The sequence below is a fragment of the Inquilinus sp. OTU3971 genome (assembly GCF_038440215.1).
On record NZ_JASATH010000029.1, the window covers coordinates 23617 to 39607 of the forward strand.

Annotated in this window: 12 protein-coding genes; 5 read left to right on the forward strand and 7 right to left on the reverse strand. The window is 70.7% G+C overall.

All coding sequences use genetic code 11. From position 1 onward, the window contains the following. The first annotated feature begins 101 nt into the window (after positions 1-101). A complete protein-coding gene (locus AAHM41_RS10085) occupies positions 102-4013 on the forward strand; it encodes a hypothetical protein (RefSeq protein ID WP_342236403.1) in 3912 nt (1303 codons plus the stop codon). Between the two features lie 33 nt (positions 4014-4046). Here AAHM41_RS10085 and AAHM41_RS10090 read toward each other — a convergent pair whose 3' ends face one another. Together AAHM41_RS10090 and AAHM41_RS10095 are read right to left on the reverse strand one after the other, a co-directional pair. After that, on the reverse strand, positions 4047-4547 hold the full coding sequence (locus AAHM41_RS10090; RefSeq protein WP_342236404.1) for an SRPBCC family protein: 501 nt from the start codon (positions 4545-4547) through the stop codon (positions 4047-4049). Beyond that, a complete protein-coding gene (locus AAHM41_RS10095) occupies positions 4544-4897 on the reverse strand; it encodes an ArsR/SmtB family transcription factor (RefSeq protein ID WP_342236405.1) in 354 nt (117 codons plus the stop codon). Before AAHM41_RS10095 ends, AAHM41_RS10090 begins: the two co-directional genes overlap by 4 nt. A 98-nt stretch (positions 4898-4995) precedes the next feature. Here AAHM41_RS10095 and AAHM41_RS10100 point away from each other — a divergent pair, with 98 nt between their 5' ends. After that, positions 4996-5907 carry a LysR substrate-binding domain-containing protein gene (locus AAHM41_RS10100; RefSeq protein ID WP_342236406.1) on the forward strand — a complete coding sequence of 304 codons (912 nt, stop codon included), beginning with the start codon at positions 4996-4998 and terminating at the stop codon, positions 5905-5907. Between the two features lie 12 nt (positions 5908-5919). On the opposite strand, the gene AAHM41_RS10105 is transcribed toward AAHM41_RS10100, so the two are convergent. Continuing rightward, the gene (locus tag AAHM41_RS10105; RefSeq protein ID WP_342236407.1) at positions 5920-7590 is read right to left on the reverse strand and encodes an acyltransferase; all 1671 of its coding nucleotides are present in this window, start codon (positions 7588-7590) and stop codon (positions 5920-5922) included. Positions 7591-7603: 13 nt separating this feature from the next. Continuing rightward, a complete protein-coding gene (locus tag AAHM41_RS10110; protein ID WP_342236408.1) occupies positions 7604-8881 on the reverse strand; it encodes an ABC transporter substrate-binding protein in 1278 nt (425 codons plus the stop codon). 199 nt (positions 8882-9080) lie between these two features. On the opposite strand from AAHM41_RS10110, the gene AAHM41_RS10115 reads away from it, so the two are divergent. The 3 genes from AAHM41_RS10115 (at position 9081) to AAHM41_RS10125 (ending at position 13653) form a co-directional block, all read left to right on the forward strand. Further along, positions 9081-10124 (forward strand): LacI family DNA-binding transcriptional regulator, encoded by a 1044-nt coding sequence (locus AAHM41_RS10115; RefSeq protein WP_342236409.1) that lies wholly within the window; start codon positions 9081-9083, stop codon positions 10122-10124. A 222-nt stretch (positions 10125-10346) separates the two neighbouring features. Beyond that, the gene (locus AAHM41_RS10120) at positions 10347-12350 is read left to right on the forward strand and encodes a hypothetical protein (RefSeq protein ID WP_342236410.1); all 2004 of its coding nucleotides are present in this window, start codon (positions 10347-10349) and stop codon (positions 12348-12350) included. Positions 12351-12687: 337 nt separating this feature from the next. Continuing rightward, positions 12688-13653 carry an OmpA family protein gene (locus AAHM41_RS10125; RefSeq protein ID WP_342236411.1) on the forward strand — a complete coding sequence of 322 codons (966 nt, stop codon included), beginning with the start codon at positions 12688-12690 and terminating at the stop codon, positions 13651-13653. 59 nt (positions 13654-13712) lie between these two features. On the opposite strand, the gene AAHM41_RS10130 is transcribed toward AAHM41_RS10125, so the two are convergent. The 3 genes from AAHM41_RS10130 to AAHM41_RS10140 form a co-directional block, all read right to left on the reverse strand. Then, the gene (locus AAHM41_RS10130) at positions 13713-14066 is read right to left on the reverse strand and encodes a VOC family protein (RefSeq protein WP_342236412.1); all 354 of its coding nucleotides are present in this window, start codon (positions 14064-14066) and stop codon (positions 13713-13715) included. Between the two features lie 74 nt (positions 14067-14140). Next, on the reverse strand, positions 14141-14941 hold the full coding sequence (locus AAHM41_RS10135) for a helix-turn-helix domain-containing protein (protein WP_342236413.1): 801 nt from the start codon (positions 14939-14941) through the stop codon (positions 14141-14143). A gap of 8 nt (positions 14942-14949) precedes the next feature. Further along, a complete protein-coding gene (locus AAHM41_RS10140; RefSeq protein WP_342236414.1) occupies positions 14950-15930 on the reverse strand; it encodes a S1C family serine protease in 981 nt (326 codons plus the stop codon). Between the last annotated feature and the right edge of the window lie 61 nt (positions 15931-15991).

The following is a 15991-nucleotide window of genomic DNA, read 5'->3' on the forward strand; positions in this document are numbered from 1 at the left end:
GCGTGGCAGGGGTTGTCACAGGATTGTCATCCCGGAGGCGAGATCCGGGCACGCAAGAAGTACAGTCATATCCAGGCCGCATTTTGCACAGGGGGAATGCGATGCTCGGTCCGGTGACGCGCACGCCGTCCACGCAGTGGCGGACGAACCACCCGAACGGTCTCAACTTCGGCCTCTCGGTCGATCGCGCCCGGCAGCAGCCGCCGGTGCAGCCGGTCAGGGCGCCGACGCAGGCTGACCCGGCCCAGGCCGATCCTGCCGCCGGTGCGCTGCCCGCCCCGTTCCAGCCCGGCGCCAAGCCGCTCGGCGTCGCCGAGTTCCCGGTCGAGCAGGGCTGGCCGTTCCGCATCTACATCCAGAAGGCGGGCCTTCCGCCCTGCGACAACGACGCGCTGCACGCCCAGCTGCCGGCGACGCCGAAGCTCGACCCCCTGCCCTTCGGCAACCGCCCGGCCGCGGCGCCCGACGCCGACCGCACGCTGCAGGCGGACGACATTGTCACCGTGCTCGACGAGACCCGTCTCGACTATCTGAGCCAGCAGCGGCAGCTGCTGGCCAAGGCGTCGGACGCCAAGCTGTCGCCCTATGAGCGGCAGCAGGCCAAGGACGACCTGGCGGCGGTGATCGGCCAGGAGATCGACTACGCCGCGACCGAGCAGAGCGCGCCGGATTTCGACGCGCTGGTGAAGCCGATCGCGATCCGGGCGCCCGACGACCCGGTGTTCCGCGAGGCGATCCAGGCCGCCAAGACGCAGAAGCAGAACGAGTGGACCGTCGACGACCGCACCACCGAGGGCGCTGCCGCGGTGCAGCAGCTGGGCGCCGACGGCAAATACGACGACGTCACCGCCCTGGTGAAGCAGCGGCTGATCGCCCAGGCCGACGCGACCGGCAAGGACAACCCGACGCCGCAGGCCCTGGTCGCGTCGATGACCCATCTCGCCGGCGTCTACAAGACCTATGGCGGCGGCGACACGAAGCAGTATCTGGCGGCGGTGCAGCGCGGCTTCAGCGAGGCGCACAAGGAGGTGTTCCTCGACCGGCCGGTCCGTGAGATCGAGGCGGCCTGGGGCAAGGGCGGCCAGGACGGCGCCAAGGCCGCGGCGGCGAAGATCGCCGAGCTGACCGACCCGACCCGGACCATGCCGATCCTGGGCGGCCAGGTGATGAACGACCCGCGCGTCGCCGCCATCCTGCGCGGCTGCGTCGACCAGGTCGCGCAATGGGGCACCGGGCCGAGCATCACAGATGCACGGAAGGTGGTGACCGACCTGGCTCAGGCCAGCCAGAACGCGGTCTATGCCGACGGCGACACGCCCGGCCAGGGCAAGCAGGCGGTCGACGCCCTGGGCGAGTACATGGTCGAGAAGATGCGCGGCGACCTCGCGGCCAAGCATCTCAGCCCGCTGCACATGATGAACCTGCCGGAGCTGCTGGCCGATGCCGGGGCGGAGGGCAACGTCACCCTGACCCTGGCGATGACCGTGCGGCTGGACGAGCTGGCCGGCCAGCAGAAGGAGCCGAAGCTCGACGGCACCGACCCCGGGCCGATGCGCGACGCCCTGCTGTGGGCCGCGACCAAGGGGCTGGAGAACTTCCAGGGCACCGTCAAGGCGCATCAGGACAAGACGCTGAAGGACGGCGAGTCCATCGGCGTGCCGCTGCAGACCTGGGGCGCCACCCTGTCGCCCGAGGAGCAGGCGGCGACGATCCAGAAGCTGCTGAAGGACAACCCCGACCTGGCGAAGACGCTGGAGCAGGACGGGCAGCGCACCAATTGGCTGAACGAGCGTTCGGACAGCATCACCCGCGCGCTCGGCCTGTATGGCGGGGAGCTGAAGGGCATCGACGGCTACGAGAGCGGCAAGGTCAAGAACTACACCGTGCCCGGGCCGATGCTGCCGCCGACCGACGCCAAGACGCTGCTGGCCGCGGCGCCGCGCGAGCCCAAGCACACCAACGCCACCTGGTTCGAGCGCTCGAACCGGCTGCTGCTGACCTTCGGCCTGCAGGAGCAGGTCAAGCGGTCGATGAGCCCGGACGACTACAGGAAGCTGATGGCCGGCCAGGCCGACCAGCTGTCGCCGTCGGGTCAGCGCCTGCTCAAGGCCTCGAACGCCATCGGCCGGACCTCGGCCGGCCTCAGCTCGTACCTGTTCGCCCGGAACGCGGCGGAATGCCTGTCCGGCGCCCTCGGCAGCACCGCCTTCGTCGACAAGCTGGTCGATGCCGTCTACGTCCCGGTGCATGGCGCCATGGCGATGTCGGCGGCGGCCACGGCGACGATCTCTCCAAGCATGCGGGAGAAGATCTTCGGCACCGACCCGGCCAGCGGCCGGCCGAACACGCCGTTCAACAAGGCGTACAACAACGCGGTCGGGCGGATCGACAATATGGCGGCGAGCGCCACCACCAAGAGCGTGCTGAAGGGCATCGCCGGCGCCGTGCTGCGCGATCTCGGCGACGCCTATTACGTGTTCGCCGACACGGTCAACGTGTTCGGCTATATGGGCAAGCCGAATACCGGCTGGGTGCACAGCGTCGGCTATGCCTTCAGCGTCGCCGGCGACCTCGCCTTCCTGTCGGCGCCGGGCTTCCAGATCATCGGCGCGGAGACTGCCGCGGCTGCCGGCGGCGCCGGGTCCGGCGGGCTGCTCGGCTTCCTGGCCAGCCGCGGCGTCGCCTTCTGGACCGGCGTGGGCGCGGCGCTGATGGTGATCGCCTCCGGCATCAACTACTTCGCCAGCATGGCCGACAAGGCGCATGAGTTCGACGATGCCGATGCGGATTTCCTGAAGGCGATGGGCGTCAACGGCCCGGTCGCCGACAAGCTGGGCCTGCACACCCTGGCCCAGAGCGCGGACCAGGGCAGCGCCGGCCCGACCCTGATGGCCGCCTTCTGGAACCTCGGCTACACGTCAAAGGACATGGTCGAGGTGATGAACTCCTGGACGCCGGAGCAGGCGGACAAGGTCGCCACCTACATCAAGTATTACGACCGCCACCCGGCCGAGGACGTGACCTCGGCGGTGCTGGACTGGATGCCGAAGAACGGCATCCCGCTGCCGCGCTACCGCACCGAGGATGTCGGCCGGTTGAGCAGCCTGGGGGTCAAGGAGGAGGTGGCGAACCAGCTCGGCGCCACCAGCTGGGCGACGCCCGACCCCAAGCGCATCACCGCCGGGCAGATGCTGGACCAGGCCTTCACCTATCTCGGCTACACCCAGGAGCAGCGGGTGCAGGTGATGAACTCCTGGTCGGGGGAGGAGGCGCGGCAGGTCGCCGACCTGGCCAAGTCCTACCGCACCGATGCCGCGACCAAGCCCGACGCGCTGTTCCTCGACTTCGCCAAGAGCCACGGGCTGCCACTGCCGCAGTACAACAGCCCGGACGCCAGGCGCCTGACCGATTTCGGGGTGCGCCCGGACCTCGCCGGGCTGATCGCCACCAGCGTCACCAACCCGGTGGAGAACGGCGACGCCAACCCGGTGACGGCGCTGACCGCGACCTTCGCCAAGCTGGGCTATTCGCAGCAGGACATGGTCTCAGTGATCAACTCCTGGTCGCCGGAGCAGGCCGGGGCGGTCGCCGACAGCCTGCTGGAGATCGCCGGCGAGGCCAAAGCCGGCCAGATGCCGAAGGACATCCCGGGCGAGCTGGTGAAGTGGCTGCAGTCGCGCAGCGTCACCCTGCGGCCCTATGACGAGGCCAATGTGAAATATCTCACCGGCGCCGGGGTGAAGCGGGAGGTGGCGCTGCTGGTGGCCCGAGACCCGGCCAACACGCCGAAGCAGCCGGCGGGGTCGGAGCCGGCGATCCTCAAGGCGCTGCAGTCCCTCGGCAACAGCCGGGAACAGGCGATCGCGGTGATGAATGGCTGGACCCCGGCCCAGGCGAACCGGGTCGCCACCCTGCTCGACCAGACCTCGATCAACGCGCCGGAGCAGGACATCCCGAGGCAACAACTGCTCGACCTGGAGGAGCATAGCGGGGTGCCGATGCATCCGAAATAGGGGCCGGCGGCGCCGGCCTCTGCCCTTCGGCGTCTACCCCGCCAGTGCCTCGTCCAGCTTGTCGAAGGTGCCGGTCCAGCCCTCGGTCATCGAGTCGATCATGCCGGCGAAGGCCTGCCGCTCCTCTTCGCTCGCGTCGAGCGGCGTCCAGACCAGGCGCAGCCGGGTGCCCGATCCTTCCTCCGCGAAGGTCGCGGTCGACAGGATCTCCAACGGCCAGGGCCCTTCGAAGGGCCAGGTCACGGTGTTGGCCTGCTCGTCGGCGAAGGAATGCACCCAGACTAGGCGCGACGGCTCGACCACCTCGCGATAGACGAACTTCGCCCACATCCGGCCGCCGCCGGGCTGGTCCATGCGGGCGTGCATGATCCCGCCCGGCCGCAGATCGAGGATCTTGACGGTGGTGGTGACGCCCTTCGGGCCGAACCATTGCGACATCCGCTCGGCGCTCGTCCAGTGCTGCCAGACCCGGTTGAGCGGCGCCTTGAACAGGCGGGTGATGACGAATTCGGTGTCGGCGGTGGCGGTTCTCATGATCGATCGTCCTTCTGCGGTTCGGGCTTGGGGTCGGCTTCGAGCAACTCCTCGAGACGGTCGAAGCTGTCGTTCCAGAGGGTCCGGAAGTGATCGAACCACTCGACCGTCTCTTTCAGCGCCTGGTGGTTGAGGCGTCGCGGCCGCGACTGGGCGGCCTGGCCGCGCTCGATCAGCCCCGCCCCCTCCAGCACCTTTAGATGCTTGGAGATGGCGGGCTGGCTGATCCGGAACGGGGCCTGCAGCTCCGACACCGTGGCCTCGCCCCGGGACAGGCGGAGCAGGATCGCGCGCCTTGTGGGATCGGCGAGCGCGGCGAATTTGAGGGTGAGCGAGTCTTCCAAAACCATATAGTTATATAACCAACAAGATATCTAAGAGTCAACACCCTGCTCTCGCCCGGCCGCGGGGCGCTGGACAGCCCGCCCCGGTCCGATCAAGAAGAGGCATGGCCTCGCCCTTCCCGATTCCGCTGAACGCGCTCCGTGCCATCGCGGTGGTGGCGCGCGGCGGCTCGCTGTCGACCGCGGCGAAGGAGCTGGGGGTGACGCCGGGCGCGGTCAGCCAGCACATCCGCCGGGCCGAGGCGCGGCTGGGCGTGATGCTGTTCGAGCGCACCCCGACCGGGCTGGTGCCGACCGCGGAGCTGTGGCGGATCCGGCCGATGCTGGACGCCGGCTTCCGTATGCTGGCCGACGCGATGGCCGCGCTGGCGGTCGAGCGCGCCGGCATCCTGACGGTCACCACCGGCAGCGCCTTCGCCGCGCGCTGGCTGGTGCCGCGGCTGTCGCGCTTCACCGGCGCCCATCCGGAGATCGAGCTGCGCTTCGTCGCCACCGCCGACGTGCTGGACCTGGCGCTCGGCGACATCGACTGCGCCATCCGCATGGGCCGCGGCGGCTGGACCGGGGCGCTGGCCGAGAAGCTGATCCCGCAGACCGTGTTCCCGGTCTGCGCCCCGGCGCTGGCGTCACGGCTGAAGCGCCCGGCCGACCTGGCGACGGTGCCGGTGATCCGCGACGAGGGCTCGCTGATCTCCTGGGCCGAATGGTTCGCCGCCGCCGGGGTGGCGTCGCCGCCGCGCCTGTCGGGCCCGTCCTACACCGACCCGATCCCGGCGATCGAGGCGGCGGTGGCCGGCCAGGGCGTGTTCATGGCCTGGCAGTTGATCGCCGCCGACGCGCTGGCCGATGGCCGGCTGGTCCGCCCCTTCCCGATCGCGGCGCCGACCGAGATCGCCTATTGGTTCGTCACCACCGAATCCCGGTCGCGGCAGCGCAAGGTGCGGCTGTTCCGCGCCTGGCTGGACGCCGAGCTGACCTCCAAGCGGGCGCGCCCGGTGTCGGGGGTGTGGAGCTGAAACCCGTCCGCCTCAGCGTGCCGGCCAGCGGATCCGGTCGGCCGGCAGGGCCGGGCCCCAGCGATGGACGCCGACCAGCCGGAAGCGCACCGCATCGGCCAAGCCGAGATGGGTCAGGATCAGGGCGACGATCGACAGCCACATCTCCGTGCCCTGCAGCCCAGGCTCTTCCCCGCGGCTGAAGGCGAAGCCGCGGCCCGGCTGGTAGTGCCGGAGCGCGGCGGCGAGGAGCTGGCGCAGCGCTTCCGTGATCTCCGCCGCGCGATAGTTGGTCTGGCGGGCGCAGAGCATCAGCGGATGCACCACGTCGAGCACGTTGCAGGCGTTGAAGCCGGTGGGCTCGAACCCGCCATGGCGGCGCAGATGGGCCAGGACGGAATCGATCGCACGCTCCGGCCAGGGCAGCGGCAGGCCGAACTGGGCGTAGGTGCCGCGCGTCAGCCGGTAGAAGCCGTTCACCGGCTGCAGCCAGTCGTCGCCGACCGGGCCGCTCCACAGGCCGGTGGTGGCGCTGGCCCGCGTGGTCAGCCAGCCGATCAGCGTGGTGAGCTGACCCGGATCGCCGAAGTCGCGGGCGTTGAGATAGTACGCCGTGCCCAGCGCATCGACCCAGGCGCCGGAGGACCAGCCGCGCTCGGCCCAGGGCAGGCCGTCGAGCGCCCGCTGCAGCGCCGCGGGGTCGAGCCGCGAGGCCCAGGCGACCGGGTGGCGGAAGGCGGCGCCGAGGCATTCCAGCGCATAGCCGACGCAGAGGATGTTGTAGAGGTTGTCGCCGCCGGGATCGGCCGGCGGGTCGCGGCGCACCGCATCCGGCGTGTCCGGGTTGAAGCACAGCCCGGTGTCCGGATCCTGCAGCGCCTGCAGGCGGGCGATCCAGTCCTCGCGGCCGAAGGGCGGCGGCACGGCACCGAACATCGCCGCAATCTGGATCGCGTCGCAATCGGCACGGAACGGTGCCCGCCCGGCGTTGCGCGGATCCTGGTACCAGCAGGCCTGGCCGGGCGGCGCCACATGCGCGGCGAGGATCGCCGGCCACTCCTCCGCGATCCGCGCGTCGAACGCCTTGACCTCGGCCAGCAGCGCATCGGCCGGAGGCGCGCCGCGCGGCCGGCGCCGGTCGCGGATCACCCGTGCGGGGTTGCCGCCGACCAGCGCGTAATCCGGCACGTCGCGGGTGACCACCGCGCCGGCGGCGACGATGCAATGGCTGCCGATCCGCACCCCGTCGGTGACCACGGCATTGGCGCCGATCCAGACGTCGTCGCCGATCTCGATACCCTTGGTCGACACGCCCTGCTGCGCGATCGGCGTTTCCGGGTCGTCCGAGACATGGTCGAAGCCAGCGATCATGGCGCCGGCGGCAATCCGCACCCAGGAGCCCATGCGGACCTGGCCGATCACCGAGGCGTGCAGGTTGACCGAGCAATGGTCGCCGGCGGTCAACTGGCCGTGCAGGCGCACCCCGGCGGCGACGACACAGCCGTCGCCCAGCGTCAGGCTGTCGGGGAAGATATAGGCCTGGGGCGACAGGTAGCAGGCCTCGCCGAGCCGGAGCGGCAGGCGCCGCGCCAGCTCGGCGACGAAGGCCGCCTGGGCCCGGCGCTGCTCCTCCGTGGCCTGGCTCTCGAAACGCCAGGGATGGGAGTCGAACTCCTCCACCGGGCGGGCATCTGGGACCGACATCGGATCGAGCCTCTCAGAGCATGGCGCGGGCGTCGGCGATCAGCTGTGCGGCGCCGTCGGTGATCGAGGCGGTGCCGAAGGCGACCGTGTCCGCCACCCGCTTCAGCACCCGGCCGAACTGCTGCGACCCCTTGGGCGGCGGCGGCGGATAGGGGCCGACCTTGTCGGCGATGAAGTTGACGTAGTCGACCGTGGCACGCTCCACCGGCTTGAGCGTCGGCAGGATCAGCTCGCGCGTCGCCGGGGCCATCGGCACGCCGCGCTCCACCCCCAGCACCTTGGCGGCCTCGGGGTCGCTGAGGAAGAAGGCGATGAAGCCGGCCGCCGCCTCCGGCGCCTTGCACCGGGCATAGATCGACCAGCACGAGGCCGGCCGGTAGAACTGCCCCGGCTTCGCCCCGGGGCCGCCGTTCGGATACATGGTCAGGGCCAGCGGCGCGGTGGTGGCGGACTGCATGCCGACGATCTGGTTGGAGAAGGCGAGGCTGGTCGCCGCCCTGCCCTGGATCAGCGGCATCTGGGTGATGGTCGAATCCGGGCTGAGCGCCGCGATGTCGGCCGGCACGCAGCTGCCGCGCGTGCGCATCTTGTCCCAGTAGCTGAACCACTCGGCGGCGTGGTCCTGGTTGAAGCCGAGCGCCCGGTCGGCGGTGAACAGGTCGGCGCCACGCTGCCGCAGCCAGACCTGGAAGGCGAAGCCGTAGCCGCTGGCGTCGCAGGAGCCCCAGTACTGGTCGCGGCCCGCCGCCTTGGTCAGCTCGGCCATCCGGTCGGCATAGTCGTCCCAGCTGGTCTTGTCGTCGGGCGGGGCGATGCCGGCCGCCTTGAACACGGCGGTGTCGTACATCAGGGCGAAGGAGTTCAGGCCGTGCGGGATAGCCCAGACCTTGCCGTCGAGGGCGCAGAGATCGAGCAGGTCGCGGCCGATTCCGGCGGTGTCGATCGGCTGCGGCATGAAATCGTCGAGCGGCAGCGTGGCGCCGCGCTGGACGAAATCGGCGAAGCTGCCGGGCTCGAGCTGGAAGATGTCCGGGGCGCTGCGCCCGACCAGCTGGGTGGCGAGCTTGGGGAAGTATTCGGCATTGCTGACCTCGCCCACCAGCTCGGCGCCCTGCGCCTTGGCCTGGTACAGCTTCAGCACCTCGAGCGTGCGGCGGGTGCGGTCGTCATTGCCCCACCAGACGACGCGCAGCCGCGCCGAGTCGGCCCGCAGGGCGGCCGGCAGCGCCGCCGCCCCCGCCACGCCCAACGCCCCGGCCAATACGGATCTGCGCCCGATCGCAGCCGACATCGCACCCTCCCCTGCCTGGTTGCCGATGATCCGGACGGGTTGGTCCCCGCCCGAGAAGTAACCAATTGGTTACAAGTGAACCGGGGAATGCGCCCGCTGTCAATTCGCAATGCACCCGGACCGGCCGATCGCACCCCTTGGCCCGCACCGCGATTCCGGGGCATCGTCGTGGCATGATCCAGGATTCCGAGACCGCGCGGTGAGCCGCAGCCGCAGCCTGCCGCCGGCGCCCGAGGACGGGCGGCCGCGCATGGCCGACATCGCCCGCATCGCCGGCGTGTCGGTGGCGACGGTCAGCCGGGCCCTGGCCGGGTCGCCGCGGGTGACCGGCGAGACGCGGGAGCGGATCGAGGCGGCGGTGCGCGACACCGGCTATGTCGTCAACCGCATGGCCCGCAGCCTGCGCCTGCAGCAGGCGCGGCAGGTGTTCGTGATGGTGCCGAACATCGCCAACCCGTTCCACGCCTCGGTGCTGCTGGGGGCCGAGGAGGCGGCGGTGGCGGCCGGGTTCCACGTGCTGATCGGCAACACCGCCGGCGACCCGGCGCGGGCGGAGGAGCATGCCCGCCAGCTGCTGACCGGCGCGGTCGACGGCATGCTGCTGCTGGGCGGCCGGATGCCGGAGCCGCTGAAGGCCCCGGCGCTGCAGCAGCGCCTGGTGGCGGTGATCGAGCCGGTCGCCGCCCCGGGCGTGCCGGTGGTCGAGATCGACAACCGGGCCGGCGGGCGGGAGGCGACGCGCCACCTGATCGGGCTGGGTCACCGCCGCATCGGCCATATCGGCGGCACCGCCGCGACCACGGCGACGCCGAAGCGCTTCAACGGCTATGCCGACGCGCTGGCCGAGGCCGGCCTCGAGCTGCGGCCCGAGCTGGTGCGCTACGGCACCTTCTCGATCGCCACCGGGGCGGAGGAGATGGCGGAGCTGCTGGCGCTGTCCGAACCGCCGACCGCCGTGTTCTGCGGCAGCGACGAGATCGCCATGGGCGCGATCCGCACCATCAAGCAGGCGCGGCTGCGGGTGCCCGAGGACATCTCGATCGTCGGCTTCGACAACATCTATTTCGCCGCCGTCACCGACCCGCCGCTGACCACCATCGACCAGCCGAGCCGGCGGCTGGGCTTCGAGGCGATGCGCCTGCTGGCCGAAAGGCTGGAGGGAGTCGCCGGGCCGAAGCGCGGCGTCGAGGTGCCCTACCGCCTGATCGTCCGCGCCAGCACCGCCCCGCCGCCGCGGCGCTGAACACGGGACCACGGCACCGGCATCGGGCCGACCTCATCCGTTCATATGACGACAGGCCCGGGCCAGGAGGCGGATCATGGTCCGAACTCATGCCGGGGCCGCGCTCCCTGCCACCGGCGACACCGGCGCCTGCGGACCTCATCCGGCCGGCGCGGCGGCCATGACGAGCCGCACCGGAGTCCGAACGGCGCCGACACGGCCACATTGCGAAAGGATATTCAGATGGCGGTCATCGAGATCCAGTTTCGCGAGAAGGTGTTCTTCGACATCATCGCGGCGCAGGTTCTGCGCACCGATCCCCCCGCCGCCCTGTTCTCGCGTGCGCCGGCAGGCTCCTTCATCGATCGCATCGAGACCGGAGCGGTCAGATGGGCCCGCGACGACGAGGTCCTGTTCTCCGAGGGCGAAGTCGCCGTGCAGGTCCCCTTCTCGGTTCACCTGACCAGCTATGAGGCGGCCAAGACAGCTGGCTCTCTGCAGGTGCCACAGACCTTCCCGATTCCCTGTGCCGTCTGGCTGCGCATCGGCGGCGCTCCACCGGCCGGGCTGAGATGCTCGATCGCCCGGCTCGAGATCAATGGCGAGTTCATCCCCGTCATCACGCCGCCGCAGACGATATCGCTCGCCGGCCTCGGCATGCCGATCGAGACGATCACGCTGGCTGCCGGCGACGGCGTCGTCGCGGTCAGGCTCTTCACCCCGACCGGCGGGTGGCTGGTCGCACCCGCGGTGAACCGGCTGGGCGGGGCAGACTGGGGATTGTTCCTCGAAGGCCAGGTGTTCGCGGACCAGCTGGCGGAGGAGATGAATCATGCCGCCGACGGCGTGGTGCAGGGATCGAGCGATCCGATCGAGATCAGCTCGCGCGCCGTCGGGCACTGGGATGCCGCCTCGACCACGGCCTACGCCTCGGTCGATCTGGTGGCGGTGGACAGGTTGCCGGCCGACATCGACGTGCCGTTCACGGTCTATGCCGCAACGCGCCTCAATCTGAACGCCGTCCTGGATCGGATCGAGGTTCTCACCACGATCAGCTGGGCGGCCCACGACGTGATCACCACGGTGTCGGGGGGAGCGATCGAAGTCGTCGAGGACGAGGTCTCCGCAGCCATCCTGGAGAAGCTGAAGCCGCCGGCCGGCCAGGAGGAGGTCGAGCGCGGCGAGCGCCATATCGTGCTGCGCCAGAACCGTCCGATGCCGGAGCCGGTGACCAACCTCTTCCGGGCAACGCTCGATCACTACGCCTTGACCGGCGCCGGGGTGGAGGCGACCGGCGCCGTCACCGTCTATCCGCCGCCGGTCGCCCATTTCACGCTGGAGGAGGCGCACTGGACCAGCGAGGTCAATTGCAACACGCGCCGGCTGGAGACGAATTTCACGCCCCCGACCGTGCACATCTTCTGCGCCGACCGGTTCTACAGCCTGGCGTTTCGCGCCAACCCCACGGCCGATCCGGACAAGATCTGGGTGCCGCGCGTCAGCTGGTCGGGCTTCGGGGCGGGCAACCAGATCGCTCATGTCGTCTTCGACGTTCCGCTGCCGGGGGATGGAGGGCTGCGGCCGCCGGGCACCTGGGCCTCCGGCTTCATCGTCACGAATATGGGCGTGCGCTGGGTCGACCTCGGCGTCGTGCCCGTCCGGCCCGCGGCTCCGGCAGATCCGATCGCCGTCCAGGCCGAGATCATCAGCACCTGTATGGCGATCAGCGATCCCTGGGGCATGGGCATCCTCAATCTGGACTGGCTGGTCGATCCGCCGGATATCCTGCTGGGCAGGCCACCCTTGCGCGAATGGACGATCACGGCCGCAGCCCTGGCCGGCATCGACCGCGTGCAGTTGGTCGCGCGCGGCCCCGCCGGGGAGCGGCCGCTGGCCAACCCGCAGGTCAGGCGCGGCGAGATCTTCGCCCAGGTGGTGACCGACGCCGACGAAGTGCTGCAGCTGCGCAGCGGGGGCCGGACCACCTCCGCTCCCCCCGATGTGTTCCAGCGCTGGATCGTGCCCTGGAGGTCGGCGGCCATCGGCCGGGGCGGGGTCGAGCTGACGGAGGCCACGGACGTGGCCGTCGCCAGTCGCACCTGTCCGAACGATGAGCCCGACGACGACGCGTCCCTGCGCACGGCCGGCCGCGGTCGAGCCGTCATGGTGATGCATCGAGGGGAAGCCGTACTCGGCTTCGCCGGCCGCTTCCATTCGCTGACGGAGCTTCGGAGCCAGGCCAAATGACACGCCAACGCTGACGGCGGCGGCCGGCCTGAGGCGGAGTCGATCCGCCTCATCGTCCCGCCGCACGGCGTCCCTGCGGCGCGGCGAGGCGCCGGCGAGCGATCCGGAACCGGCGTTGCACGATTGCCACGGCCCTTCGCGGAGCCGCGAAGTCGGCCCTCCACTTGGCTTTCGCTGCTTTTCCTGCCGCCGGGTGTGATGGATCGATGACGGTTCAAGGTGCGACAATGCCGCTGCGCGCCATTTTGGCATACATTCAAGAACGTATGCCTCTGTATCGTCCGATCCTGGGACGAGATTCGAGACTGAAATCTTAGCGAAATTCGTGGAGTCAGGAATGACCAGACGCATCGTCTTCGCCGCGGGGGCAGCGGCGCTGCTGGCCGCGACGCCGGCCATGGCGCAGCAGGTGAGCGGCCTTTATGTCGGTGCCGGAGCGGGCGCCAACTTCCTCCAGGGCAACGGCCTGAACAAGGACGACTATGATGTCGGGCCGGCCGGCAACCTCTATGTCGGCTACGGCTTCGGCAACGGCTTCCGCACCGACCTGGAGGCCAGCATCCGGGAGAACAGCCACGACGGCAACAACCACCAGACCACCTACGGCCTGATGGCGAACGGCTATTACGACTTCGATTTCGGGTCGCCGTTCGTGCCCTATATCGGCGCCGGCGTCGGCCTGGCGCTGGTCAATGCCGATTTCAACCCGAGCGGCCCGGGCAACTACTTCAGCTCGACCAAGGCGCAGTTCGCCTATCAGGGCATCGCCGGCGTGGCCTACAACTTCGCGCCGAACATGGCCGCGACCGTCGAATACCGCTACCTCGGCAACACCGGGCCGGTGTTCAAGGACAACGGCGTCCGGATCAAGTCGGACGACGACAACAACCACACCGTCCTGCTCGGCCTGCGCTACACCTTCGGCGCCGAGGAAGCGCCGCCGCCTGTGGAGCAGGTCCAGCAGGTCACCCAGGCCCGCAGCTACCTGGTGTTCTTCGACTTCGACAGCTCGAAGCTGACGCCTGAGGCCAAGCAGATCGTGGGCTCGGCCGCCAGCGATGCGCTGCAGGGCAAGAGCACGCGGATCGACGTCACCGGCCACACCGACCGCTCGGGCTCGGACAAGTACAACCAGGCCTTGTCGGTGCGCCGCGCCGAGGCGGTCCGCCGCGAGCTGGTCTCCGACGGCGTCGCCGACAGCGAGATCGTGACCCGCGGCGTCGGCGAGGCCGATCCGCTGGTGCCGACCGCCGACGGCGTGCGCGAGCCGCAGAACCGGCGGGTCGAGATCGTCGTCAACTAAGATCGTTGTGAACCAAGGACGACCGGGAGGGGGCCTCGGCCCCCTTCCCTCTTTTCGTGCTACCGGTCGGACCAGACGGCGAGCTCGTAGCCGTCCGGATCCTGGAAATGGAAGCGCCGGCCGCCGGGGAAGCTGTAGATCGGCTTGACGACGCGGCCGCCCGCCTGCTCCAGCCGCTCCTGCACGGCGGCGAGGTCCTCGGCATAGAGGATCACCAGCGGGCCGCCGCCCTTGGCCGGACTGCCCTGGGCGAAGCCGCCCTTCAGCCGGCCGTCGTCGAACTCGCAATAGCTCGGGCCATAATCGGTGAAGCTCCAGCCGAAAGCGCGGCCGTAGAAGTCGCGCGACCGCGGAATGTCGGCGACGGCGAACTCGATGTAGTCGATGCGGCGATCGTTGCCGGGGCTGGCCATGGGCCTCCTCCTCTCTTTGGTTCGGTCGCGAGCGTGGCATGGCCGGCGCGGGCCGTCTTGAACGGAACGGCCAGTCAGGCGGCCGCGCGTTCGTCTTCTGCGCCGACGGTGAGCTGGCCGAGGATGGCGGCCGGGGTCAGGCCGGACAGGCGTCGCGCCTCACGCGTCAGATGCGCCTGGTCGGCGTAGCCGGCTGCGGCCGCCAGGGCCGACAGTCCCGGCTCCTCCCCGTCCGCCGCCAGCCGCAGGAAACGCTGGAAGCGCAGGATCCGGTCGAGCGTCTTGGGGCCGTAGCCGAAGGCCTCGTGGCAGCGCCGCCGGAGGCTGCGCTCGCTGATGCCGAGCCGGTCGCGCAGCGCCGCCAGCCCGGCCGCCTCCGCGCCGCGTCCGAGCCAGCGGAAGGCCAGCGTCATCTCCGGCGCCGGCGGGCCGATCTCCGGCGCCACACGGGCCAGCCCGGCCTCGAGCCGCGCCATCCGCTCCGCCATCGTCCGCGCCTCGCCGATGCGGTCGTCGAGGCCGCGCGCCCAGGGCCGGCCGAACTCCTGCAGGTCCAACTGCCGGCCGGTGATCTCCGACATCGGCAGGCCGAGCCAGCGCAGCGCGGCGCCGGGCCGGAAGCGGACGGCGACCACCGGATCGCCGGGCGGCAGCACGGGATGCGCCGCGGTCAGGTCCGGCCCGGCCACCATCAGCCGGTCGCCCACCCAGAGCAGATCGACGCAGCCATCCGGCACCACCGCAACCGGCAGGGCCGGCCCCTGCGGGATCACATGAACCCAGCGGCACAGCAGATGCGGCGCCAGCTCCGGCGCCGGCCGGGCCTCGCGATAGAGGCCGGCACGCTTGGCCAGGACCGGGTCGCCGGGCCGCATCCCCGTCCCTAATGCAGCTTCGCCGATTTGAGCACGCGGGCGCGGTCGGCCGAGCGGATGCTGACGTCGAACACGTCGCCCTCGCGGTCGAGCGTCAGCGGCACCTCGACCCCGGCCTCGCCCAGCGCCCAGACGGCGCGGAAGAAGCCGGCCAGGTCGGTGACCGCCTCGCCGTCCACCGCCAGCACGGCATCGCCCTCGCGCAGCTCCGCCCGCTTGGCCGGGCCGTTGCCGGCGAAGCCTACCACCACCACCCGGCCCTCATCCTCGGTCGCGAACAGGCCGAGCCAGGGGCGCGGCGGCTGGTCGGCGCGGCCGAGCGTGGCCAGGTCGTCGAAGATCGGCTGCAAGATGTCGATCGGCACCACCATGTTCAGCGGCAGCATCCGGCCACCCTCCGCCTGGTGCTGGATCTGCAGCGAGCCGATGCCGAGCAGGTCGCCGGCCGGGCCGATCACCGCGGTGCCGCCCCAATGCGGATGGGCCGGCGCGGTGAAGATGGCGTCGTCCAGCACGTATTCCCAATATCCCGCGAACTCCTGGCGGGCGACGATCCGCCCGGCCAGCGACCGGCGGCGGCCGCCGGCGCCGGCGATCACCACCTCGGTGCCGGGCTCGGCGTCGCGGGCGTAGCCGGGCCTGAGCGCGCGCACGCCGAGCGGCCCCAGCGCCTGGACCAGGCCAAAGCCGGTCGCCTGGTCGTAGCCCAGCACATGGCCGGGCACGACCCGGCCGTTGTTGGTGGTGAGCCAGACCTCCTCGGCCTCGGTGATCAGGTAGCCGATGGTCAGCACGATGCCGTCGTCGCGGATCACCACGCCGTTGCCGGACCGCTCGGTGCCCAGCGTGCCGGCGGTGAAGGCGTCGGGCGGGACGCGCGCGGTCAGGCCGACCACGGCGTCGAGCGCCCGGTCGAGGTCGAAGGCATAGTCGTCGGGGTCGGGCTGCGCCCGGACGGGCACTTCCCAGTCGTCCGGTCCGAGGGCCATCGCGGCCTCCATGGGTATCGGGCGGGATAGTCCCCCAATTGTCGACGCCATGCGGGGCCGG